The sequence below is a fragment of the Rhizobium ruizarguesonis genome, assembly GCF_012349115.1.
GTDB lineage: Bacteria > Pseudomonadota > Alphaproteobacteria > Rhizobiales > Rhizobiaceae > Rhizobium > Rhizobium ruizarguesonis.
Window position 1 is genome coordinate 166,589 of the sequence record NZ_PQIG01000078.1, and the last position, 23,319, is coordinate 189,907.

At 61.4% G+C, this 23,319-nt stretch carries 14 protein-coding genes; 4 read left to right on the plus strand and 10 right to left on the minus strand.

Annotated elements, in window-relative coordinates; genetic code table 11:
* Positions 1 to 3 precede the first annotated feature (3 nt).
* The 3 genes from glgB to C3Y91_RS16935 are packed head-to-tail and all read right to left on the minus strand — an operon-like array spanning position 4 to position 8,717.
* On the minus strand, positions 4 to 2,214 hold the full coding sequence (glgB, locus tag C3Y91_RS16925; protein ID WP_168575609.1) for a 1,4-alpha-glucan branching protein GlgB: 2,211 nt from the start codon (positions 2,212 to 2,214) through the stop codon (positions 4 to 6).
* Complete coding sequence (treS, locus tag C3Y91_RS16930; RefSeq protein ID WP_168575610.1) at positions 2,211 to 5,492, minus strand: maltose alpha-D-glucosyltransferase; 3,282 nt, start codon at positions 5,490 to 5,492, stop codon at positions 2,211 to 2,213. Before treS ends, glgB begins: the two co-directional genes overlap by 4 nt.
* The gene (locus C3Y91_RS16935) at positions 5,493 to 8,717 is read right to left on the minus strand and encodes an alpha-1,4-glucan--maltose-1-phosphate maltosyltransferase (protein ID WP_024319680.1); all 3,225 of its coding nucleotides are present in this window, start codon (positions 8,715 to 8,717) and stop codon (positions 5,493 to 5,495) included.
* Between the two features lie 207 nt (positions 8,718 to 8,924).
* Here C3Y91_RS16935 and C3Y91_RS16940 point away from each other — a divergent pair, with 207 nt between their 5' ends.
* Genes C3Y91_RS16940 through C3Y91_RS16950 form a run of 3 tightly spaced genes read left to right on the plus strand, consistent with a single transcriptional unit; the run spans position 8,925 to position 11,083 of the window.
* A complete protein-coding gene (locus C3Y91_RS16940) occupies positions 8,925 to 9,377 on the plus strand; it encodes a hypothetical protein (protein ID WP_032988752.1) in 453 nt (150 codons plus the stop codon).
* 32 nt (positions 9,378 to 9,409) lie between these two features.
* Complete coding sequence (locus C3Y91_RS16945; protein ID WP_024319678.1) at positions 9,410 to 10,291, plus strand: MBL fold metallo-hydrolase; 882 nt, start codon at positions 9,410 to 9,412, stop codon at positions 10,289 to 10,291.
* A gap of 21 nt (positions 10,292 to 10,312) precedes the next feature.
* Entirely contained in the window at positions 10,313 to 11,083 is a 771-nt protein-coding gene (locus C3Y91_RS16950; protein WP_024319677.1) for a phosphotransferase enzyme family protein, read from the plus strand.
* Between the two features lie 44 nt (positions 11,084 to 11,127).
* Here the strand turns inward: C3Y91_RS16950 and C3Y91_RS16955 are convergent, their stop codons facing one another.
* Entirely contained in the window at positions 11,128 to 12,171 is a 1,044-nt protein-coding gene (locus C3Y91_RS16955; RefSeq protein WP_024319676.1) for a magnesium and cobalt transport protein CorA, read from the minus strand.
* 151 nt (positions 12,172 to 12,322) lie between these two features.
* The gene (locus C3Y91_RS16960; protein ID WP_130689908.1) at positions 12,323 to 13,033 is read right to left on the minus strand and encodes a DUF4272 domain-containing protein; all 711 of its coding nucleotides are present in this window, start codon (positions 13,031 to 13,033) and stop codon (positions 12,323 to 12,325) included.
* Between the two features lie 199 nt (positions 13,034 to 13,232).
* On the opposite strand from C3Y91_RS16960, the gene C3Y91_RS16965 reads away from it, so the two are divergent.
* Positions 13,233 to 15,116, plus strand: a complete 1,884-nt coding sequence (locus tag C3Y91_RS16965) for a HAMP domain-containing methyl-accepting chemotaxis protein (RefSeq protein WP_168575611.1) — start codon at positions 13,233 to 13,235, stop codon at positions 15,114 to 15,116.
* 63 nt (positions 15,117 to 15,179) lie between these two features.
* Here C3Y91_RS16965 and C3Y91_RS16970 read toward each other — a convergent pair whose 3' ends face one another.
* The 5 genes from C3Y91_RS16970 to C3Y91_RS16990 all read right to left on the minus strand — a co-directional run bounded on the left by C3Y91_RS16970 (position 15,180) and on the right by C3Y91_RS16990 (position 23,265).
* A complete protein-coding gene (locus tag C3Y91_RS16970) occupies positions 15,180 to 16,631 on the minus strand; it encodes an NCS1 family nucleobase:cation symporter-1 (RefSeq protein ID WP_018073008.1) in 1,452 nt (483 codons plus the stop codon).
* A gap of 152 nt (positions 16,632 to 16,783) precedes the next feature.
* Positions 16,784 to 17,965, minus strand: a complete 1,182-nt coding sequence (locus tag C3Y91_RS16975) for an alpha/beta hydrolase (protein WP_027688276.1) — start codon at positions 17,963 to 17,965, stop codon at positions 16,784 to 16,786.
* 76 nt (positions 17,966 to 18,041) lie between these two features.
* Entirely contained in the window at positions 18,042 to 21,113 is a 3,072-nt protein-coding gene (locus C3Y91_RS16980) for an efflux RND transporter permease subunit (protein ID WP_130689907.1), read from the minus strand.
* Entirely contained in the window at positions 21,110 to 22,195 is a 1,086-nt protein-coding gene (locus C3Y91_RS16985) for an efflux RND transporter periplasmic adaptor subunit (RefSeq protein ID WP_168575612.1), read from the minus strand. The genes C3Y91_RS16980 and C3Y91_RS16985 overlap by 4 nt, the downstream gene beginning before the upstream one ends.
* On the minus strand, positions 22,192 to 23,265 hold the full coding sequence (locus C3Y91_RS16990) for an efflux RND transporter periplasmic adaptor subunit (protein WP_130663346.1): 1,074 nt from the start codon (positions 23,263 to 23,265) through the stop codon (positions 22,192 to 22,194). Before C3Y91_RS16990 ends, C3Y91_RS16985 begins: the two co-directional genes overlap by 4 nt.
* Between the last annotated feature and the right edge of the window lie 54 nt (positions 23,266 to 23,319).

Genomic DNA, 23,319 nt, shown 5'->3' on the forward strand with positions numbered 1-23,319 from the left:
CGCTCAAGGCGACGGTCCCTGCAGAAAGATCGTCGATAGCGGCGGCAGCGTCAGCGACAAGGAGACGGGCCTGCCATGGGCGGGCACCGGTTCGGTCGACACCGCGCCGTTGACCAGGCCAGAGCCGCCATATTCCCGTGCATCCGTCGTCATCTTCTCGATCCACACACCGTCTCTCGGCACACCGATCCTGTAGCCGTAACGCGGCACCGGCGTGAAATTCGACATGACCAGGACCGTCGAAGCGCGATCGGGCGCATAACGGAGCATGCCGAGGACGGAATTGACGGCGTCGTCGGCTGCCGCCCATTCGAAACCCTCCGGATGAAAGTCGCCGAACTGCAATGCCGGCTCGCCCCCGTAAAGGCCGTTCAGATCCTTCACCAGCCGCTGAATCCCCACATGCTGAGGCCTGTCCAGCACATCCCAGGTCACCGACCCGTCATGATTCCACTCGCCCGGCTGGGCGATTTCGCTGCCCATGAACAAGAGCTTCTTGCCGGGATGGCCCCACATGAAGGCGAGGTAGCTGCGCAGATTGGCGAATTTTTGCCATTCGTCGCCCGGCATCTTCGTCAGCAGCGAGCCCTTTCCGTAGACGACCTCGTCATGTGAAATCGGCAGAATGAAGTGTTCGGAATAGGCATAGAGCATTCCGAAGGTCATCGTGCCATGGGCGTAGCTCCGGTAAATCGGATCCTTCTCGATGTAGCTCAGGCTGTCATGCATCCAGCCCATGTTCCATTTGATGTCGAAGCCCAGCCCCCCTTGCTCCGGCGGCTTCGTCACCCCGGGCCAGGCCGTCGATTCCTCGGCGATCGTCATCGCGTGCGGGCAGCGCTCGTGAATGATGCTGTTCAGGTGCTTGAAGAATTCGACCGCTTCCAGGTTCTCGCGACCACCATATTGGTTGGGAATCCATTCGCCCTCGTTGCGGCTGTAGTCGCGGTAAAGCATCGAGGCCACGGCGTCGACCCGCAAACCGTCGATATGGTAGCGCTCTAGCCATTCCAGCGCGCTGGCGATCAGGAACCCTTTCACCTCTTTGCGGCCGAGATTGTAGATCAGCGTGTTCCAGTCGCGGTGAAAGCCTTCGCGCGGATCTTCGTGCTCGTAGAGCGCGCTGCCGTCGAAGCGGGCAAGCCCCCAGACGTCGGTGGGAAAATGGGCGGGCACCCAGTCGAGGATGACGCCGAGCCCGGCGCCATGGCACCGGTCAATGAAATAGGCGAAATCCTCAGGCGTCCCATATCGGCCGGTCGGAGCGAACAGGCCGAGCGGCTGATAGCCCCAGGATCCGCCGAACGGATGCTCCATGATCGGAAGCAGCTCGATATGGGTAAAGCCCATGTCTCTGACATAGGGAACGAGCCGTTGGCTGAGTTCGACCCAGTCGAGCGACCTGTTGCCGTCCTTTTGATCGCGAAGCCAGGAACCGGCGTGCACCTCATAAACGGAGAACGCGCCCTCCAGCCTGTCTTGCCGGGACCGGCCCTTCATCCAGCCGTCATCGGTCCATCGAAACGGCGTCGACGATGCGACGATGGACGCGGTGGATGGGGCGGCCTCGCTCGCCCTCGCCACCGGATCGGCCTTCTGCGGCAGGCAGGTCCCCTGCGCATCGACGATCTCGAACTTGTATCTTTCGCCGGGTGCCAGCCGGGGGATAAACAGCTCCCACACGCCCGCCGATTGTCTCAGCCGCATCGGGTTTCGCCGCCCGTCCCAGGCGTTGAAGTCGCCGACAACCGAGACGCGGCGTGCATTCGGAGCCCACACGGCGAAACGAACGCCTGATATACCGTCGATCGACATATCAACCGCGCCGAGCGTCCGGCTGAGACTATAGTGGGTGCCCTCCGATATCAGATGGAGGTCGAGTTCCCCGAGCAGCAGACCGAAACTGTAGGGGTCCTCGGTGATCTGGACTGCATCCGGCCATGTGATCTGTAGCCGGTATCCCGTCCTCGAAGCGGCGGCCGCCGCAAACAGGCCGGACGGGTGGGCGATGCTGAACGGCGTCACCACACGACCGTTCGTCGCATCGATGAGATCGACCGCTTCCGCGCCGGGCAGGTACACCCGCACGATCGTCATGCCGCCACTTTCGTGGGGACCGAGGATCGAAAAGGGATCGCCGTGGCGCCCCTCGATCAAGGCCCATAACGCATCCTGTCCGATGCCCGCCAGGAGTTCCGAGCGCTCAACATTCATGCCTTGACCCCCGCCAGACGCGATACGATTTCGGTAAGGCCGGATAGCGGGATCGGAAGCCATTTCGGCCTGTTGCGGGCTTCATAGGCGATCTCGTAGGCGGCCTTTTCGAGAAGAAAGGCATCGAGAACCCTCCGTCTTTGATTGGCTGGCATGTCAAGCTCCTTCGATACGGAAACCGCCTGCGAATAGGCATCGAGAAAGGCCTCCTCGGCATGGCGCCCGAAGCGGGCGATCGCCTCGCGACGGACCTCGTTGTCGTGTTCGATGACCGCGTCATTATCGAGCTGGGCGGTGGCCACGAGATAGCTCAGCGATCTCAAAAGCCCGGCGACATCGCGCAGCGGGTTTGTCTTGGCGCGGCGCTCGGCCAGGTTCTTCGCAGGCTCGCCCTCGAAGTCGATAATGACGGCATCACCCTCGCTGACGAGGATCTGGCCAAGATGGAAGTCGCCATGCGTGCGCGTCATCAGCGTATGGCGGGCGCTCTCCGCCAGCGTCGCGGCGAGGTCTGCGAGTTCGGAACGACGCTTGAGAAGCGGCGCTGCGAGCAGGTCGATTGCGGGGTCGGCATTCTCGTCGCGTTCATCGAGCTTCGACATGGCATAGGCGAGCTCCCCGGCAACGGCCTTCCTCATCGCCTCGACCTCGCTGTCGCCTGCTACCACCGGGCTGAAGGCCTCGTCCCCGGTCTTCGCAGCGAGCACGACATGCAATTCGCCGAGCCTGAGGCCCACCATCGCGACGAAACTGATCAGCGACCGGAAGACGTCGTCGTCTGGTTGGACCGCCGGATCGTTCAGCACCAGTTCGTCGGCCCCACGGCGCAGATTGTTCAGCATCCAGTTCCAGGCGTCGCCCTGATTGCGGATCGCGCCCTGGACGATGATCAAGGTCGAACGGCGTCCGCTGGAATCGGTATGTGCGACCTCGCCGAGCAACGGCGCCGTGTGGTCATAGCCGGCGCGGGTGAGGTAGCGCGTCATCTCGACTTCCGGATGGATGCCCGGGAAGATGTGCCTGATCAGTTTGATCATCGCTACGTCGCCGACGAGCAGCGAGCTGTTGGATTGTTCAGCCGATAGCCAATGCACCGGCAACTCGTCTGAAATATCGAGACTGTCGAGCTGTTCTGTCCCAATGAATTCGAGCGTGCCGGTCCGGCCGGTGGTGCGCGAGCGGTCGCGAAGTCCGTGGAGAATGCCGCGCGCCATTGCCTCCACGGCAAATCCGTCTGTGAGGAAACCGACGCGTCTACCTTGGCGAATCCTCCCAAGCGCAAGCTGCTGGGCAAGCGCGGACGGGTGCGCATCGTCCCAGGCGACCGCGAGCGGCAGTTGGTAAGATTCGCTGTGGTTCGGCAGCACGACCTCCAACTCGCCGAGGACGACGCCGTCGGCGAATGGGATTGGTGTCGCGGAGATCAGTCGGGCGGCCTGAAGCGCCTGGTCCTTTGCCCCGAACCATCGCCGCTTGGAGAGATAGGCCGGCAGGATTTCGCCGCTCAGGATGCGTGCATGACCCGGTTCATCCACGAGGTCGAGCAGGTTACGCCGGATGACCATCGTCAACAGATCGGGAAGCTGTTCCGGTGGTGCGGTTCGCCACGCCGGCGGGTCGGCATCAGCCGTCAGCTGGAACCAGAAGAAACCGTAGGGCGGCAAGGTCAGCAGATAGGTCAACTGGCCGATCGGCGGAAACGGCGACATGCCGGTCAGTTCAATGGGAACACGCCCCTCGAAGCTCGACAAGTCGAGTTCGACGGCCTGGGGCAGCCGCGAGAGACTTGCAACACAAAGCAAGACCTCACCTTCATACTCCCTGAGATAGGCAAGGATCTTGCGATTCTCCGGTGAAAGGAACCGCAGCGTGCCACGCCCGAAGGCGGGATGCCTGCCGCGCAACGCCAACATTCTGCGCGTCCAGTTGAGCAGCGAATGCGCGTCCGTGCTCTGCGCCTCGACGTTGACGGCCTCGAAACCGTAGAGCGGGTCGGCGACGGGCGGCAGGACGAGACGCGCCGGATCTGCCCTGGAGAACCCGCCATTGCGGTCCGGAGACCATTGCATCGGCGTCCTCACCCCATCCCGGTCGCCGAGATAGATATTGTCGCCCATGCCGATTTCGTCGCCGTAATAGATTACCGGCGTCCCCGGCATCGAGAGAAGAAGCGCGTTCATCAGCTCGATCCGCCGGCGGTCGCGCTCCATCAACGGCGCCAAGCGCCGCCTTATGCCGAGATTGATGCGGGCACGTTTGTCGGATGCATAGGTCTCCCAGAGATAGTCCCGCTCGGCGTCGGTCACCATTTCGAGCGTCAGCTCGTCGTGGTTGCGAAGGAAGATCGCCCATTGGCAGTTGTCTGGAATCTCCGGCGTCTGGCGCAGGATATCGGTGATCGGAAACCGGTCCTCCTTAGCGATCGCCATGTACATGCGCGGCATCAGCGGGAAGTGGAAGGCCATGTGGCATTCGTCGCCCTCTCCGAAATATTCGCGCGTGTCCTCCGGCCATTGATTGGCCTCGGCAAGCAGCATCACGCCGGGATGAGTGGCATCGAGCGCGGCGCGTATGCGTTTGAGGATCACGTGGGTTTCCGGCAGGTTTTCGTTGATCGTGCCCTCGCGCTCGACAAGGTAGGGGATCGCATCGAGGCGAAAACCGTCGATGCCAGTTTCCAGCCAGAAACGCATCACCCTCAGCAATTCCTCCATGACAAGGGGGCTATCGAAATTAAGGTCGGGTTGATGGGAATAGAAGCGGTGCCAGTAGTAGGCGCCAGCGACCGCGTCCCATGTCCAGTTGGATTTTTCCGTGTCGATGAAAATGATGCGCGTTTCCGGAAATTTCTGATCGGTATCGGACCAGACATAGAAGTCGCGCTCCGGCGATCCCGCCGGCGCCTGGCGCGCGCGCTGGAACCAGGGATGCTGATCGGAGGTGTGGTTGATGACGAGCTCGATGATGACGCGGATATTGCGCTGGTGGGCGGCGTCGACGAAGGCTCGGAAATCCTCCATCGTCCCATAATCGGGGCTGACATTGCCGTAGTCGGCGATGTCGTAGCCGTCGTCGCGGCGCGGAGAGGGAAAGAAAGGCAGAAGCCAGATGGCATTGACGCCGAGGGCTGCGATATGATCGAGCTTCTGGTGCAGGCCGGCGAAGTCGCCGACCCCGTCGCCATTGGCATCGTAGAACGACTTGATGTGCAGCTGGTAGATAATCGCATCCTTGTACCAGAGCGGCTGCGGCGCGCTATCTGCATTCATCGTGTCCATTCATGCCTCCCTTGAGCGAATACGCCAGATCGCATAGGGCAGGACCTCAGGATTGAGACTGATGCTCTGCCATTTGCCGGTCCACTTGAAACGATGCCCGCCGATCAGATCTTCGGCATCCAGCGTGCCGCCGTCGCCCAGCGACCACTGCCAGAGCGGCAGCTCGACGTCGCTCTGCTGGAAATTGTGGGGATCGAGGCTGATGGCGATCAGCAGGACGTTGTCGCGGGCACGGCTTGCCTTCTCGAAAAACAGGATATTGTCATTTCGCGCGTTCAGCAGCGTCAACCCGAGATGCGAATGCAGCGCGGTGTTTTCGTTCCGGATGCGGTTGAGCGTCCTGATTTCGGCAATGATATTGCCCGGCCGGTCGTAGTCCCAGGCTCGAATCTCATACTTTTCGCTGTCGGCATATTCCTTGCGCTTGGCATCGGGACGCCCCTCGCAAAGTTCGAAACCGTTATAGACGCCCCACAACCCCGAAAGGGTAGCGGCAAGTGCTGCGCGGATCAGAAAGGCCGGGCGCGGCGCGTTCTGCAGGAAATCCGGATTGATATCATGCGTGTTGACGAAGAAATGGGGGCGGAAGAATTCCTTCGGCGCCGTCTCGGTCAGCTCCCGCATATATTGCTCAAGCTCCCACTTGGCATTGCGCCAGGTGAAGTAGGTGTAGGATTGGGAGAAGCCGATCTTTGCCAGCCGGTACATGACCTTCGGCTTGGTGAAGGCTTCCGACAGGAAGACGACATCTGGATGACGCCCCCTGATATCGCCGATCAGCCATTCCCAGAACGGAAAGGGTTTTGTGTGCGGATTGTCGACGCGAAACAGCTTGACGCCCTGGTCCACCCAAAGCTGGACGACATCCCTGAGTTCCACCCACAGCGAAGGCAGCGCATCTCTGGTGTAGAAATCGACGTTGACGATGTCCTCGTATTTCTTCGGCGGGTTTTCGGCATATTTGATCGTGCCGTCCGGGCGCCAGTCGAACCAGCCGGGATGCTCCTTGAGCCAGGGATGATCCGGCGACGCCTGGATTGCGAGGTCGAGAGCGATCTCCAGGCCATGTCGGCCTGCCGCCTCGACCAGCCGGCGGAAATCCTCGAACTCGCCGAGCTCGGGATGGATGGCGTCATGGCCGCCGTCCTCGGAGCCGATCGCATAGGGACTTCCGGGGTCGTCCGGCCCGGCTTTCAGGCTGTTGTTGCGGCCTTTCCGATTGGTCGAGCCGATCGGATGAATCGGCGGGAAATAGAGCACGTCGAAGCCCATGTCACGGATGGTGGGCAATCTCGGGATGACGTCGTCGAAGGTGCCGTGCCGGTCCGGATCGCCGCTCTGCGAGCGCGGGAAGATCTGGTACCAGCTGGCAAAGGCAGCCTCCTTGCGTTCGGCATCGACGGCGCTTGCCGTCGAGCGAAGCCGAAACGGCCGCCTGTCCGCCTTGTTCATCAAATCGGATGTCCCGGCATCGAGCAGGACCGCCGTGCGCTCGGCATCGGATGCCCTTTCGAGATGGTCGACGAGGGCCTTTAATTCGGCGCGGAGCGCGGCACCTGCATGCATCTCGGCCGAACGGACGAGCTTTATCCCCTCCTGGAGTTCAAGCTTCAGGTCCAGCCTGGCATCGTTCTTCTTCGTCAGTTCGTAGCGAAAGATCGCAAACGGGTTCTTCCATGCCTCGACGGCAAACTCATAGCGTCCAATGCGCTCCAGCAGGAATTCAGCGCGCCAGCGGTCGTTTTCGACCAGTTGCATCTCCGTCTCGTTCCAGTCCGCCGCATCGAGCGGCCGCCAGAGCAGGACCGCTGCGATCGGGTCGTGGCCGTCGGCGAATATATCCGCTTCGACGGTGACGGTGTCGCCGACCACCCGCTTGACGGGAAAGCGCCCGCCGTCGACTTGCGGCGTGATGTTTTCGATGGCGAGCCGCGGGGATGCTGTCGCCTGCGCGACGTCGAGGATCGGCCGGGATGTGATCGGTGCCGGCGCCTTGCCCTCCACTACTAGGGTCTCCCCTGCCCGCAGCCGCAGAGCCGTGCCGTCGGCGGCGACGGGAAGAAAGCCTGAGGCTGCTTCGCGCAGTGCGGTTACCGGAGCTGGCGCACTTTTCCGAAGGTCCCTGTTGAGCAGGATAAACCGCACATTCTCGGCGCTGCGAAGGTCCTCCGCCGCCGATTGCAGCAGTGCTGAGACCGGGCCACTGGCATTGCGGATGAGCCGAAGCGATGAGGAAGGCACATGGGGGTTCTTGCCGATCTCCGTGTTCGCAAGGCGAATTTCGGAGGAGATATCGAAGGCCAGATCATGACGCAGCCCCCGCAAGCCCGTTCCGTTCCCATGGGTCGGATCGAGCGGCGTGGCTGCACCATATTCGAAGCCCATCGGAACCATCAGGCCGCCGCCGAGCGAAGCAGCAAGGCGCAGCGCCCTGACGGCGCGCCTTTCGAGGATTTCGCGGCTTTCGGTTCCGTGCGCGATCCGCCTGCCGAATGGCGGCTCCGGAAAAGCGATCTGCCAGCCGAGCGGCTTCTGGACGCGGTGTTCTTCGACGAACCATCTCTCGTCGAAATCCCACCAGGCCATCGATGAAAAACATCCGTCGAAGCCCGTATTCTTGACCGCGCTCCTCGCCCCAAAATCAGTGCCGGGCGTCCAGGCGAGGAATTGCGCGTCCGCCTTCTCGCGCACCGCCGAAATCAACGATTTGAACGCAGCCGGCGCAATGCGATCAATCCCGAGCGCCCGGTAGCCGGAGAGGCCGAGACCGACCAGCCCCCGCAGCCGTTCGGTCCATTCTTCCAACAGCCGGGATTGAGACTCAGCCGCCATCGCGCTCATCGGCTCCGTCGGATCCAATGGTGAGCGTCTCGGATCGACAGGATGAAAGCCCGCCTCGGGATCCCGGGCCTTGCCGTCGAGCATCAGGTCCATCATCAAGGCGACGCCGCTCTTGCGGGCAGCGTCCGTCAGGCGCGCCACCCCATCCTCGACTGCACTTCCGAGCGACAGTTGAGGATCGAGGCGGCCCAGATCCTGAGAAGCAAAGATGCTGCGCTCCCCGCCCCGGTCGAAGAGAGGTGCCGTCAGCACACGGTCGAACCCGGTCTCCGCCGCATGGTCGAAAACCTCGCGCCACGCATCGATACCCTGAAGAAGGAGTGGATTGACATAATAGATCCGGGGTGGGGTGCTCAACACACCCTGGTTTGGAGAGAATGACATCGGCCGCCGCTCGAGTTTGCTTTGAAGGCAAACTTCTGTTGGCGGCGGTTGTTCCACTGAAACTGCCAATTCGCGATGCGCAGACATCGTCGGCCGCACTGGCGCGGGATCGATGGGACACGTACGAAGGCGCTCGCTTCCGCCGAGAGGCCTTGAAGGTTCGTGCCGAATTTGGGTAGTCTTCCGCTTCCCGGGAGGGGGACCCATATGGCTTCTGAGGGCGCACCATTGTTTCGATCGATACTCTCAAGCGCTGCCCTGTCGGCTTGCGCGTTGTGCCTTGCCTCCTGGAGCATCGAGACCGATCGCTCCACCAAGGACACGCACGGCCTGTTCGAATTCCGCGAGGAGGCCAGGCACTTCATTTCGCACGAAAACGCCAGGGGGCATCAGCAATGGGACGTGCTGGAGCCGAACCTGAAGACGCTGGTTCCCCGATGCGCGGTCCCGCTCGAAACACGGTGGACGCCGAAGAGCTATGGCCGCTCGAAACCGAGCGTGATGGTCATATGCCCGGTCGCAGTCCCGAACACCGCGATGAGACGCTGGGATGTCCATGTTCCGGTAGAGCGCAAGCCAAATCAGACGGGAAGCCCCGCCGCCGCCCCGCACCGTTCTGAAAGATCAGGCGCCCGAACGAGACTTGATGTATCCGAATGAAATCACTGCGATTGCAATAGAGGCGAGCAGACGTGAACCCATCGGTGGAATTATGTTCATATCCCGAACTTGATGATCGAATCGTGATCGTCAGGGCGGGGGACGAGGTTGATAGCGTGTTTGTCCGGACCGAAAGGTTCAATGTGCTGATCGATACGCTCGGAACGCCCGAACAGTGCCTGACGGCGCTGGACCTGCTCGGGGAACAGATGAACGCTCGTCCGCTGATCGTCATCAATTCGCACATGGATTGGGATCATTTCTGGGGGAATGCCGCCATTGCGGGGCGCGCTCCGATTATCGCGCATGCCGCCACGCTCGACCGTTTACGCGACCCTTCCGCACGGGAAGTCCTGAGGGACAAGGCAAGCCAGGAGCCGAGGTTTCGGAACGTCGACCTCATCGGTCCCGATATTACGTTCTCCGGCTCGATGACCCTCAACGGCGGCGATCTGACGCTGGAGCTCATTCATACGCCGGGACATACGCCCGACCATGTCGCCGTATGGATTCCCGAACTTCGCATCTGCCTGGCCGTCGACGCGGTGGAATACCCCATCCCCGAAGTCTGGGGCAAAAATGCAGGCGACCTGCGCTCGATCCGTTCCTCGCTCGAGCGGATACGTGACCTGGATGCAAGACTGGTCATCCCGGCGCACGGTCGGACGCACTCTCCTTCGGCGGTGGATGGCAACCTGGCCTATTTCCAAGCTCTGGCCGATCGTGTCGGCAGTTTGAGCGAGAGCCAGCTGGCGGACCCGCAACTCGGTGGTTCAAGCGGCCTGCGGCTTGAAGACTTCGTCCCCATTCCCGACGGAATGCCTTCCGACGTGGAGGCCTTCTATCGGAACTGCCATGAGACAAACCTTGGCGCCACGGTTCAGGCCCATATCGAAAAACTGAAATTCGCATAGAGGACGTCTGGAGACCGGAAAATGAAACTGTTGGAGGGCGGACGAGCCGGGCAGATCTGGCGTGACGGCAACACCGTGATCAGGCCTTCCGGCGCATGGACGCCGACGGTGCACCGGTTTTTGCGCCATCTGAGAAGCAGAGGCTTTCCGGGAGCGCCTGACCCCATTGAAATAACCGGGAACCAGGAAGTCGTCAGTTATGTCAGCGGGCGCGTCTGCGAAGACTTGAGCGACCAGTTTGTCGGGTCGGAGCGCATGCTGCTTTCCGCAGCCAGGCTACTGCGCGAATTTCATTCGGCATCTCAAGGGTTTCTGGAATCGGATCGCGCGGTCCAGGCATGGATGCTGCCGCCGCAGGAACCGCGCGAGATCATATGCCATGGAGATTATGCGCCCTACAATGTCGCCACAGCAGGTCATGAGGCCGTCGGGATCATTGATTTCGACACCGCTCATCCCGCACCCCGCATATGGGATCTGGCCTATTCGGTTTACCGCTGGGCGCCGCTCTCCGATCCTGCCAATCCTGATGTGACCTTCGGCCTCGACGATCAACTGCAGCGGGCGGAGATTTTCTGCACGGCATATGGGGCGACGATGCAAGAACGGCTCCAACTGCCGGAGATGATCTGCCGACGGCTTCAGGCGCTCATCGATTACATTTTGCCAAGTGCGGCGGCCGGAGATGAGACATTCGCGGAGCACGTGGCTAGAGGAGACGCCTGGCTGTATCTGAGCGATATGCATTATGTTCGAAGCCATCGGAATCGGCTGCTGAAGGCCCTGTGCTGACGCACCTTCGCCAACTCGAATGTCCAGCCTGCCGCATGCCCACCCTACAGCCATTTCCTCCGGCGGAAGAAGCCGAAAAGGACAAGGCACAAGGTGGCGATGACGCCAAGCACGACGAAATAGCCATACTGGGTTTTCAGCTCCGGCATATCGCTGAAATTCATCCCGTAGATGCCGGCGATCGCTGTGGGGACGGCAAGGATCGCCGCCCAGGCGGCGAGCTTGCGGGCAATCGCCGTCTGCTCCGACTGGCCGATCATCACGCTCGCCTCGAAGGCGAAGGCCAGCACCTCGCGCAGCGCGTCGATATCTTCCTGAACGCGGCGCACGTGGTCCGTTACATCGCGAAACAGCGATTGCAGCGTCGGATCCATGCCGGGAAGATCAGTGTGCTCGTATCGCCGACAGACGTCGACAAGCGGCACCACGGCGTTGCGCAGCCGCAGCAGCCTGCGCCGCAACAGGTAAAGCCGCTCGATATCGGACTTTGTCAGCTGTTCGCGCAGCACCAGATCCTCGATATTCTCGACCTCGTCCTGCACGACCTCGATGACAGGCATGTAGTTGTCGACGATGAAATCGAGGATGGAATAGAGAATGTAGTTCTCGCCGTGGGCAAGGGCCGCCGGCGTCGCCTCGCATCGCTGCCGCACCGCCAGATAGGAGGAAGAGTCGCCGTGACGAACGGAGACGACATAACCGCGGCCGACGAACAGGTGCGTTTCGCCGAAGATGATTTCGCCGTCCTTCATGTGCGCGGTCCGGGCGACGATGAACATCGCCTCCCCGTAGATCTCCAGTTTCGGGCGCTGGTGGGGCTGCGCCGCATCCTCGATCGCCAGCGGATGGAGATTGAACTCGGCCTGGACCTGGCTCAGCAGCACTTCGTCAGGCTCGTGCAGACCGATCCACACGATCGCCTTCTCTCGGCCCCGCCATTCGCCAGCCTCCTCTATCCTGATGTCGCGAATGCGTTGCCCATGCTGGTAAACGGCGGCAGCCACGACGCCGGGCCGTTCATAGGGAGGCGATGTGGAACCGCTAGCCCCCTGCGCGGGATTACTCCCCAGATTCTTCAGCTGTTCCAAATCCTGCCGTCCTCCACTCCGCACGGATCACATGTCCGCGGCCAGCTCCTCCGCCAGTCAGGCGCTCAGCCGATCATAATGCTATTTCGTAAAACATGCATCACCGCGTCGGCGCGGGGAGCTAATCGAGTTAACATGCCGCGCGGCAGCATCATGTGTCTGTGGAAATATCGTCCCAATCCTGATCCATGTAGCCGGTCAGCCAGTTGAGGGCGTAGTGTCGTTCGTAAACCACGCCCTTGTCCAAGCCGGCAGGGGGCTCTTCGCCCTTCAGCCGTGCGTTCACGGCGGCCCAATCGTAGCGGTAGATCAAGTCGGCGGCGTCGAGCAGCTCCTTCTGTGGGCGCAGCTTTGCGCGACGCATCAGCCCGTCCGTCCCCAGTTCACGAAGTGTGTTGGCAATGAATGGCACGTCGCAAATGTGGTCGGGGCGTCCAAGATCAGAGGTGATCCCGAGCGCCCATAACATGACGTGCACACCCTCGTAACGCCAGGCGAAGTTCGTCCGGTCCTGATCCGAGGGATCGGGATCGTCCATGAACGCCTGTTCCTTAGGGGTGAAAAAACTTGCCGCGTCGAACTGCCGGATGAGACCCTGGCCCATTTCGCGGTCGCCGGTCTCGCCTTTCACGGCAACGATCGCAAGCGCAATCGCCCGCTGAACGACAGCCTTTGTATTTCGGCGGGTACTCTCGCTCTCGGGCTCGATGGTCGGCAGATGATCGATGATCGGCACGCCTTCCGATTGTAGCTGGGCGATAGACCGGGCTTTGCGTGCCCCCGCCTCGTCAGCGGGTTGCGAAACGGCTGCCTGCACCGGAAGGATCAATGCGAGAAGGGCGGAAAATATGCGCTTCATCATTTCTGGCTCCTGTCATCCCTGACGCTGCATCGATAGGCATTTTCCTGCTTTAGCGGGAGCTGAGCGCGAAGGTGGCGACGGTTTTCCGGAAAATTGGTAAACGGCATTTTTACATATGGAACAAATCGTTAAATTATTTTCCTTACAAAAGTTCTCGGTCAAGCCGGTATGAAGCCGGACTGTTCGATGGGGATTTTTGATGCGTCGTCCAAACATAAAATCGAGCTTGCTGTTGATTTTCAGTGGCATAGCTCTTCTTTTCGGGCTTGTCGCTTATCTCGCGGTCGACGGTCTTCGAAAGACGAATGGCTCCACCGAAGAAATTGCGACCAACTGGCTGCCGAGCGTGCAGGCGTCGCAGGCGATCAATCTCACCATGACGAATTTGCGCTTAGCCTACCGTGATCACATCATCGCGCAGTCGGATGCGGAAAAGAAAACGCGCGAAGAGGCCATTAAAGTCGCCGAGGATACAGTTGGCAAAGCGGTGGACGCCTATCTTACGCTGGCTTCATCCGACCACGAGCGCGAACTGATCAAGACGATCAAGGAGAGCGTTGGTGGCTACATTGCCAGCAGCTCGCAGCTGCTTGTCCTTTCCCGGGCCAACAAGACCGAGGAAGCGGGGCAATATCTGGGTGGAGAGATGCGCTCTTATTCGGATAAGCTCAAGGAAGCCACGGCGGCCCTGGTCGAACTGAACGTCAGCGGCAGCAACAAGGCCGCCGAACTCAGCAAGGAGACCTTCGCCTCGATAGAATTCGATCTGTTTGCCGCGATCGGGTTTGCGGGATTGCTCGTTCTCGGCGCCGTCGTGTTCGTGCTGACGGGCATCGCCAATCCGATTACCGGCATCACCGCCTCGATGCGGCGGCTGGCCGACGGAGACACCGGTTCGGAGATCCCGTTTGCCGACCGTGCCGACGAAATCGGATCGATGGCGGGGGCGGTCGAGATCTTCCGCCAGGCCGCGATCACCAACAAGCGGATGACAATCGAAGCCGAGGAAAACCGCAACAGGGCGGAGGCCGATCGCCTCGCCGCTCAGCAGCAGGCGGAAGCCGACGCCTCGGAGCGGCTGCGCATCGCCACCTCGGGCCTCGCCGCCGGTTTGAAGCGGCTGGCAGGAGGCGATCTCGCCTTCCAGCTCAACGAGACCTTCGCACCCGACTTCGAGGCGCTGCGCCATGACTTCAACCAGTCCGTCATGCAACTTGGCGCGACGCTGAGAGCGATTTCCGACAGCATCGGCACGATCGACGAAGGCACGCGGGAAATCTCCTCCGGGGCGAGCGATCTTGCAAAGCGCACGGAGCAGCAGGCGGCCTCGCTCGAAGAGACGGCAGCAGCACTGGAAGAGATCACGGCAAACGTGTCCAACTCCAGCAAGCGAACCGAGGAGACGCGCACGGTGGCTACGGAGGCAAATCGCAGCGCCGGGATCTCCGCGGAAGTCGTTTCCCACGCCGAAGAGGCGATGGGACGCATTGAGACCTCGTCGCAGCAGATTTCCAATATCATCAGCGTCATCGACGAAATTGCATTCCAGACCAATCTTCTCGCCCTCAATGCCGGCGTAGAAGCGGCAAGAGCCGGTGAGGCCGGCAAGGGCTTCGCCGTCGTCGCCCAGGAAGTGCGCGAACTCGCCCAGCGCTCGGCAAGTGCTGCCAAGGAAATCAAGGGCCTGATCCAGAACTCCTCGAAGGAGGTCGAAGGCGGGGTCAAGCTGGTGCGCGATACCGGCCAGACGTTGAAGACCATCGGCGGCTTCATCACCCAGATCAATCACCATATGGATTCGATCGCCACCTCAGCGAAAGAGCAGTCCATCGGCCTCAGCGAAGTCAACGTCGCGGTCAACCGGATGGACCAGACCACGCAACAGAACGCAACCATGGTGCAACAGTCGACGGCGGCATCCGATTCGCTCGCGCAGGAGGCCCAGAAGCTTCGCGAACTCATCGCCCAGTTCAAGCTCGATGATGTGGCCTCCAGCCATTCCTCAGCCCTTCGCTCGACGGCGAGAACGATGGCGCAGCCCGCGGCTCGTGCAGCCGTGCATGCGGTTGCCGCTCGCCGCTGAAACAGGCGGCAACAGGAAATCCAACATCAAAAGGCGCCCGATTGCCGGGCGCCTTTCATTAAGTCATGACGCGAAGGCCGGATTGCGCCGCGCGCCCATTCTCAACACGAAATAGATCGCCCCGCCGATGGCGACGCCGAAGAACCAGCCGTAAGTTCCCCACCAGTCCGGCAGGATGGTGGTGAAGGTCGGCAGGATCGAAGAGAAGAGCACGCCCACCGCAAATGCGATGAAGGCATTGCCGTGCCATCCGTTCTGGAACCGGAACTCGCCATTCTCATGATAGAGCGCTTCGACGTTCAGCTGGCTTCTCCGAATAAGATAGTAATCCACCATCATGATGCCGAAGATCGGCCCCATCGTCGATCCGATGAAATTGACGAAATGCGCCGCACCCGTCTCCCAGGGAGCAAACGGGTAAAGCACGAGAGCGATCAGGGCGGCGATATATCCCCCGCGTTTGAAGTTGATCTGGCGCGGGAACACATTGGCGAAGTCGAAGGCCGGCGACACGAAGTTTGCCACGACGTTGATGCCGAGCGTTGCGATCGCGAATGTCAGCGCGGCCAGTAGCGCCAGGAACCAGCTGTCGAATTTCGCCGATATCTGTTCCGGATGCAGAAGCACCTCTCCGTAGACGGTGAAGGCGGCGGTGGTCGTCACACCTGCGACAAGGCAAAACGCCAGGAGGTTGATCGGCAGCCCCCAAAGATTGCCTTTCTTGAGCGCCTTCTCGCTCGTTGCGTAGCGCGAGAAATCGCAGAAGTTCAGGTAAAGTGCTGCGAAATAGGTGATCCAGGTGGCGGCCACGGCAGCTAGCGCTGCAATCGAACCAGGCTCACCCGGCACGCCCGCATCCTTGGTCTTTTCGATCAGCACGTCGCGCGGGATTTCGGACCCGAAGGAGAAGGTGCCGGACTTGACGACCAGATAGACCGCAAGGACCAGCATCATGATCCAGACGGCCGGACCCGCCCAATCCTGGAACTTGCGAACCGTTTCCATCCCACGCTGAATGATCAGCAGCTGCAGCGCCCAGACGATGACGTAGCAGATGACCTCGAGGGTCGAGTGACCGAGGAAGTGGCTGTTCTGGTGAAAGGCAAGCAGGCTGTCGTTGCGGATCAGCAAGGCAACGATGGCGCCGGATGCGGCGGCGGTCTGCGCCCCGTACCAGAAGCAGGCGACTACCGCTCGGACAAGTGCCGGCACGTTCGCCCCGAACGTGCCGAAGGAGGCGCGCGCCAGAACCGGAAAGGGTACGCCGGTGCGCACGCCGGCGTTGCCGACCAGGCTCATCAGAATGAAGATGACCAGCGATCCAATGCCGATGGCGATGACGAAATTGACGAAGCTGCCGCACAGCAGGAACAAGCTCGCCGCCAGATAGTAGCCCCACAGGCTGTGGACGTCTGATGTCCAGACGTTAAAGATGCTGAATGCACCCCATTTACGCTCCTCAGCGGGTGCAAGATCCTCGTTGTATAACGAGGGAGACGGATTTCGTACGCTCATGAATGCCCTCCCCTATCCTTGAGGCCAAATCGACCACAGGCGGAAGTCTGCTCTTCATTTGTGCAGATGACAATTTAATAGTCACTTTATACACATCTCTTGACGATGCCTCAGGATTAGCCATGCGCGCCCGCCCGAGACACCAGATCTCATCATTGCGAGCCGACGACACGTCCGGCCAGGCGAAACGGACTTGCGACTGCGGCGCCGGCGGCATCGAAGACATAGGCGCCAACATCGCCGGCGGTCGACCGCCTTCCGCTTTCGAAGGAGGCAAGCTGCGCGCCGAACTTGGCGAGCGATGCGTAGCGGTCATGCCCCAGCCCGTCGGATGCCTGGATCGACGTGATGTCGATGACCCGAAGCCTTTCCTTCAAGGCAGCCTCCTTGATGACGGGATCGTCGATATCGAGGCGTCCGACACGCGCCCGCTCTCCCGCTATGAAGCTCGAGGCCACCAGCGCCCGGTCGTCCTTCGAAACGAGAAGAGATATCGGGATCGGCATCCGCCCGATATCCTTCAGCTGGGACCGGAAAACATCGACGTCGATGTCAGGGGCGGCGAGAATCACCGCCAGTTTGCCGATGACGTCGTCGCGATGCTGCAGTTTGAGCTGGCGCACCGTCTCCATGACAAGGAATCCGCCCATGCTGTGTCCGAAAAGGATGATGCGTTTCACCTTTCCGGAAGTCGAGAGCGAGGTGACAAGCGAGTCGAGGTCGCTGCGCGAGGAAAGGGCCGCATCGCGGTCGGCGACATAGCCGGCGACGGCCGCCGCCGAAGGCCACGAAAACAGGATCGGAGAGCCTGGAATATTGGCGTCCGCGGCGATCTGCGCGGTGCGAAACAACGCCTCCTGATAGCTATAGTTGTAGCCGTGGACAAAGATGCCGACGGTGCCGTCGGACTGCGTGGAGCGGAGCGCCTCCTCTAGGAAGGCGTCCTTTGCAAGCTGCTTGCGCCTGATAACGGCAAATTGGCGTTCGGGATCCGGTCTCGAGTTCGGATAGGTGATCGCGGTGTCCTTCCGGCCGGGAGGGACCGAAAACGCATATTGCTCGTAGGTGAGATTGTCAGCCCAGGCGCTCCCGAACCCGCCGCGTGCGGTGTCGAGGCTCCTGTTCGTCGCAGCGAGCACGTTCACCCGGCTTGGGGCGGCTTCTTCGGAGTGAAGCGATGCGTTCAGATGAGCTGGGAGATGAACGGGCTGATGGACCGGGTTCAACACATCGGGCGACGGTCTTGTGGCGCAACCAGCAAGCATCGCCAGGCCGATTGCGACCAGCATCGCCTTGGCTCTCATCGGAAACCTGTCCAAACGCTGTTCCGTCATCGAGCTCTCTCCTCGGAGACCAGGACATGCAGCGGCCGCCGCGGCGGCCACATGCGATGGACGTAAAAGCCCATGCTCATGCCTTTGCCGCGGCTTCGGCCTGAACACCTTCATCCCTCGGAACCCTGAACCACGCGACATAGAGCGCAGGCAGGAACAGCAGGGTGAGCGCGGTTCCGACGACGATACCGCCCATCATGGCGTAGGCCATCGGCCCCCAGAAGATCTCGCGCGAGATCGGGATCAGCGCCAGCGTGGCTGCCGCGGCCGTCAGCATGATCGGTCGCATGCGGTGTTCGGTTGCCTCGATGACCGCCTGCCAGGGCGCCATTCCTTCACTGCGCAGATGTTCGATCTGGACGACCAGAATGACGGAGTTGCGGATCAGGATGCCGATCAGCGCCAGCACGCCGAGGATCGCGACGAAGCCCATGGGAGCATTGCTCAGCAAAAGTGCTGCGACCACGCCGATCAGGGCCGTCGGCGCGACGGCGAACACCAGGAAGAGGCGGCTGAAGCTTTGCAGCTGGATCATCAGGATCGTCGCCATCGCAAACAGCATCAGCGGAGCGACCGCCACGATCGGCCCCTGTGAGTCGGCGCTGGATTCGACCGCCCCGCCGACTTCTACCTTGTATCCCACGGGAAGGTTTTTCTGAAATTCTTCCACCTTGGGCTTGAGTTGGTCGACGATCGTGGCCGGTTGCGTCGGACCGACGACGGCCGCCTTGACAGTTATGGTGGGTTGCCTGTCGCGACGCCAGATCGTCGGCTGCTCGAGCTCGTAGCGGAAATTCGCCACGGCGGAGAGAGGCACGACCTTGCCGTTGGAGGTGGAGAGCTGCAGGTTCTCAAGCGTCTGGATGGAGTCGCGCTCGGATGCCCTGGCGCGGCCGATGACGTTGACCAGGTAGATGTCGTCTCGAACCTGGGTGGCCGTCGAGCCTTCGACGATGCCGTTAAGGGCGGTAGCAATGTCCTCGGAGGAAACGCCGAGCTGGCGCGCCTTGTCCTGCAGGACATCGACCTTCACCACGCGGGACGGCTCGTTCCAGTCCAGGACCATGTTCGCCAGAAGCGGGTGCGATCCCATGACGCCGGCAAACTGCTGCGAGAGGTCGCGGACCTTTTGAACATCGGGGCCGGTGATCCGGTACTGGACCGGCTTGCCCACCGGCGGACCGATGTCGAGAAGCTTCACGAAGGCGTCGGTGCCAGGGAAGGTCTTTGTCAGATAGTCCTGCAGTTCCGCCCGCACCTTGTCGCGCACGTCGAGCCCTTTGGTGACGATGATCGTCTGTCCGAACGACACGTCGGGCGTCTGTACGTCGAAGGACAGAATGAAGCGTGGCGCGCCCTGGCCGACATAGGTCGTCCAATGATCGATATCCTTGTTGTCGGCCAGCATCTCCTTTTCGAATCTCGCCATCTGCCTGTTGGTTTCGGCGATCGAACTGTTGTGGGGGAGGTTCCAGTCGATGACCAGCTCGGTCCTGTCCGAGCTCGGAAAGAACTGCTGCTGCACCAGCCCCATGCCGCCAATCGAAAGCGCGAAAACGCCAACCGTCAGAATGATGGTGACCCAGCGCCAGCGCATCGCCAGCCCCAGAAGCCAAGAGAAGACCGAGGCGAAGCGGCCCTTCTTTTCGTGATGCGATTTCATCGTCTTCGGCAGGATCGTGACGCCGAGAAGCGGCGTGAACAGCACCGCCACCACCCAGGAGACGATCAGCGAAACTGCGATGACCACGAAAAGCGTGAAGGTGAATTCACCGGCGGCGCTGTTGTTGAGACCAACCGGAATGAAGCCCGCAACGGTGACGAGCGTTCCCGTCAGCATCGGAAAGGCGGTCGACGTATAAACGTGGGTGGCGGCCTTCCTGAGATCGTCGCCCGCCTCCAGGCGGGCCACCATCATCTCGACGGCGATCATGGCGTCGTCGACAAGCAGCCCGAGCGCAATGATGAGCGCGCCGAGCGAGATGCGCTGAAGCGAAATGCCGGAATATTCCATCACCACGAAGGTGATCGCCAGGACGAGCGGAATGGAGATAGCCACCACCATGCCGGCGCGAAGACCAAGGCTGATGAAGCTGATGATCAGCACGATGACGATCGCTTCGAAGAGCGCGCGGGTAAATCCGGACACCGCTTCGTCGACAACGGCCGGCTGATCGGAAACGCGGTGGACATCCACGCCGATCGGAAGGTCAGCGACGACACGTTTCATCTGCGCGTCGAGCCCCTCGCCGAACTCCAGAAGATTGGCGCCCTGCTTCATGCCGATCGCAAGCCCGATCGCCGGCTGGCCGTTGAAGCGGAACAGCGCCGACGGCGGATCCACGTAGCCGCGTTTGATCGTGGCGACATCGCTCAGCGGAAAGAAGCGGTCGTTGATCCGAAGATTGATCGATCTCAGGCTGTCCTCGGACGTGAACTGTCCACTCACCCGCAAGGCGATGCGCTCCGGCCCGGCGTCAACGAAGCCGGACTGCGTGACGGCATTCTGCGCCTGCAGGGTCTGGATGACCGACTGCTGGTCGATCCCGAGCGCTGCGATCTGGCGTGTGGAGAATTCGAGATAGATCGCCTCGTCCTGGGCGCCGATCACATCGACCTTGCCGACGTTGGGCACGGTCAGAACCTTAGAACGGGCGTCTTCCACGAGATCGCGAAGCTGGCGCTGGGTAAGGCCGTCGCTGGTGAAGGCGTAGATGTTTCCGAAGACGTCGCCGAAGCGATCGTTGAAGAAAGGACCGACGACCCCGGTGGGGAAATCGCCCTTGATGTCGGCGATCATGTTGCGGATGCGCAGCCAGGTCGGCGCCACATCCTTGGCCTTGGTCGTTGGCAACAGCTCGACGAAGACTGTCGTCTGGCCGGCAACGGTCTCGCTCTTGGTGTAGTCAAGCGATTCCAGTTCCTGGAGCTTCTTCTCGATCCTGTCGGTCACCTGCCGCGTCACCTCTTCGGCGGAGGCGCCGGGCCACTGGGCGGTGATCACCATCGTCTTGATCGTGAAGTTCGGGTCTTCCTCGCGGCCGAGCTTCACGTAGGAGAAGGCGCCTGCGAGAATGAAGACGATCATGAAGTACCAGACGAGCGAACGGTGTTCGAGCGCCCAGTCGGAAAGATTGAAGGACTTCACTGGCTGATCTCCTGGTCGATCCTGATGGCCTGGCCATCTTCGAGTTTATGCACGCCTGCCACGACCACCCTTTCTCCGGGGGCGAGCCCTTCGCTGACGCGGACCGTGCCGCCGTCTTCGACGTCACCGTCGATCTTGACGCGGCGAAGTGATACCTTCCTGGCCGGCGCATCGACGATCCAGACGCTCGGGCCGCCGCTGCCGACAAGGATTGCGGAGGAAGGCAGGACGATCTGCGGATCGGCTGCAATGGTTGCCGAGGCTGATATGACGGAGCCCAGCCGGAAGGTGGCGGGGGGATCGCTCAGTGCGATCTTGGTCCTGCTCGTGCGGGTGGACGTCTCCGCCTCTGGTGCTATTTCACGCACGATCCCGGACGTGCGGATGGTCGGATCGAGCTGCAGCGTCACCTCGAAGGGCGCGCCGATCTTCAGTTTCTGGGCGGCTGTCTGGGGCACGTCGACCACGGCATCGCGCTTGTCCGGCCGTGCGATGGTCACGACCGTCTGGCCGGCCGACACCACCTGTCCGACCTCGGCCGAGGTCGCCGTCACCACCCCGTCGAATTCCGCCCGAAGCTGCGCGTAGCCGAGTTGCTCCGTGGCCTTGTCGAGATTGGCCTGTGCCTTGGCGACGGCGGCCGCCGCCGTCCGCCTTGCCTGTTCGGCCTCTTCGAGCGAGGCTTCGGTGCCTGAGCGCGACTCCAGCAACGCGCGCTGACGCTGCTCTGTGGTCACCGCGTTCCTGAGCTGGGCGTCGCTGTTCTCTACGTCAGACTGCGCGTTGCGCACGGCAAGCTCCAGCGCCAGCGGATCGATGGCGGCAACGACATCATCCTTCTTGACGAGATCGCCGACATTGACGTTGCGGGCGATCATCCGCCCGAGAATCCGGAAGCCGAGTTCGGTCTCGATCGTCGGTTCGATCGTGCCGGTCAGGCTCAAGCTCGAAGACGACGTTTGCTTGACTGTCATCGACAGCACGGGACGGGGCGCTTCCTCCTTGCTTTCCTCCTGCGGCGTGCAGGAGGAGATCAGGGCCGTACCCATCATCAGTGCGACTATCTTGGGACGAATAATCACTTGGAAGCTTCCTTGACATAAGACACGATTTCACCCGGCCTGAGGAACTTGGTTCCGTCGGCCACCACGACCTCTCCTTCCGACACGCCTGACTTGACGATGAAGCTGCCGGTCTCGTAGCCGGAGACATCCACCGCCCTTGCCGAAACCGCAGACGATGCTGGATCGACAATCCATACGGCCGGCTTGCCGTCCTTGGATGTCATGGCGGACCAGGGAAGCTGGATGACGTCCTGCGAGACATAATCGAATCTTCCGACGACGGGAGCGCCGAGGGGGATCGGAGCGTCGCTCGATATCGCGACCTTGACCTTGATGGTTCCGGTGGAGGAATCGATCGTCGGCGAAATCTCGCGAACCTTCGCCGCGATCTTCTGCGAGGGGTTCGACAGAAGGGCCACGGTCCCGTCGCCGTCGATCGGCCGCAGGAACGCGCTTTCGACCACTTCAAAGACGGCATCCCGGTCGCCGTCATGGGCAAGCGTGAAGACGACCTGGGCGGCCTGCGCCACCTGCCCGACCTCGGCATTGCGGGCGGTGATCATCCCGTCGGCGTCCGCCTTCAGCTCTGTGTAGGACAGAGTATCCTGAGCGGTTTCCAACAGCGCCTGCGCCGACTTCGTCGATGCCTGCGCGGTCAGAAGCGCCTCCTGCGCCTGGTCGAGTGCCGCACGCGTCGTCACCTGCGTTCGAAAGAGGCTCTGCTGGCGGTCGTATGCGAGCTGCGCCTGGGTTTGCTGCGCCTCAGCCGACTGAAGATTGGCAGCTGCCACATCCAGCTCGGCCTTCTGCTCTTCAGGATCGATCCGCGCGAGGAGCTGCCCCGCCTTCACGGACTGTCCGACTTCCACCAGCCGCTCGATGATCTTGCCGCTGACGCGGAAGGACAGATCGGTCTGCACACGGGCGCGGACTTCGCCGGTGACCGCGCCACCTTGGACCAGCGGCTCAGGCTTGGCGACGACGACGCCGACCTGCCGTGCGGTTGGCTCAGTCGGCCCGCGCTCATCGCTGCATGATCCGAGACCGACGGCGCATGCGATCGCTGTGGCGACCAGAATGGTTCTCATAGTTGACCTCTTGCTCTCAACGGCAGCTGCTATATAATTGACTGACGTATTAGT

Coding starts and splice junctions, on each gene's coding strand:
- C3Y91_RS16990 (WP_130663346.1), bottom strand. CDS start 23,265: ATGAGAACCATTCTGGTCGCCACAGCGATCGCATGCGCCGTCGGTCTC.
- C3Y91_RS16975 (WP_027688276.1), bottom strand. CDS start 17,965: ATGACGGAACAGCGTTTGGACAGGTTTCCGATGAGAGCCAAGGCGATG.
- C3Y91_RS16960 (WP_130689908.1), bottom strand. CDS start 13,033: ATGATGAAGCGCATATTTTCCGCCCTTCTCGCATTGATCCTTCCGGTG.
- C3Y91_RS16970 (WP_018073008.1), bottom strand. CDS start 16,631: ATGAGCGTACGAAATCCGTCTCCCTCGTTATACAACGAGGATCTTGCA.
- treS (WP_168575610.1), bottom strand. CDS start 5,492: ATGGACACGATGAATGCAGATAGCGCGCCGCAGCCGCTCTGGTACAAG.
- C3Y91_RS16935 (WP_024319680.1), bottom strand. CDS start 8,717: ATGTCATTCTCTCCAAACCAGGGTGTGTTGAGCACCCCACCCCGGATC.
- C3Y91_RS16965 (WP_168575611.1), top strand. CDS start 13,233: ATGCGTCGTCCAAACATAAAATCGAGCTTGCTGTTGATTTTCAGTGGC.
- glgB (WP_168575609.1), bottom strand. CDS start 2,214: ATGAATGTTGAGCGCTCGGAACTCCTGGCGGGCATCGGACAGGATGCG.
- C3Y91_RS16940 (WP_032988752.1), top strand. CDS start 8,925: ATGGCTTCTGAGGGCGCACCATTGTTTCGATCGATACTCTCAAGCGCT.
- C3Y91_RS16950 (WP_024319677.1), top strand. CDS start 10,313: ATGAAACTGTTGGAGGGCGGACGAGCCGGGCAGATCTGGCGTGACGGC.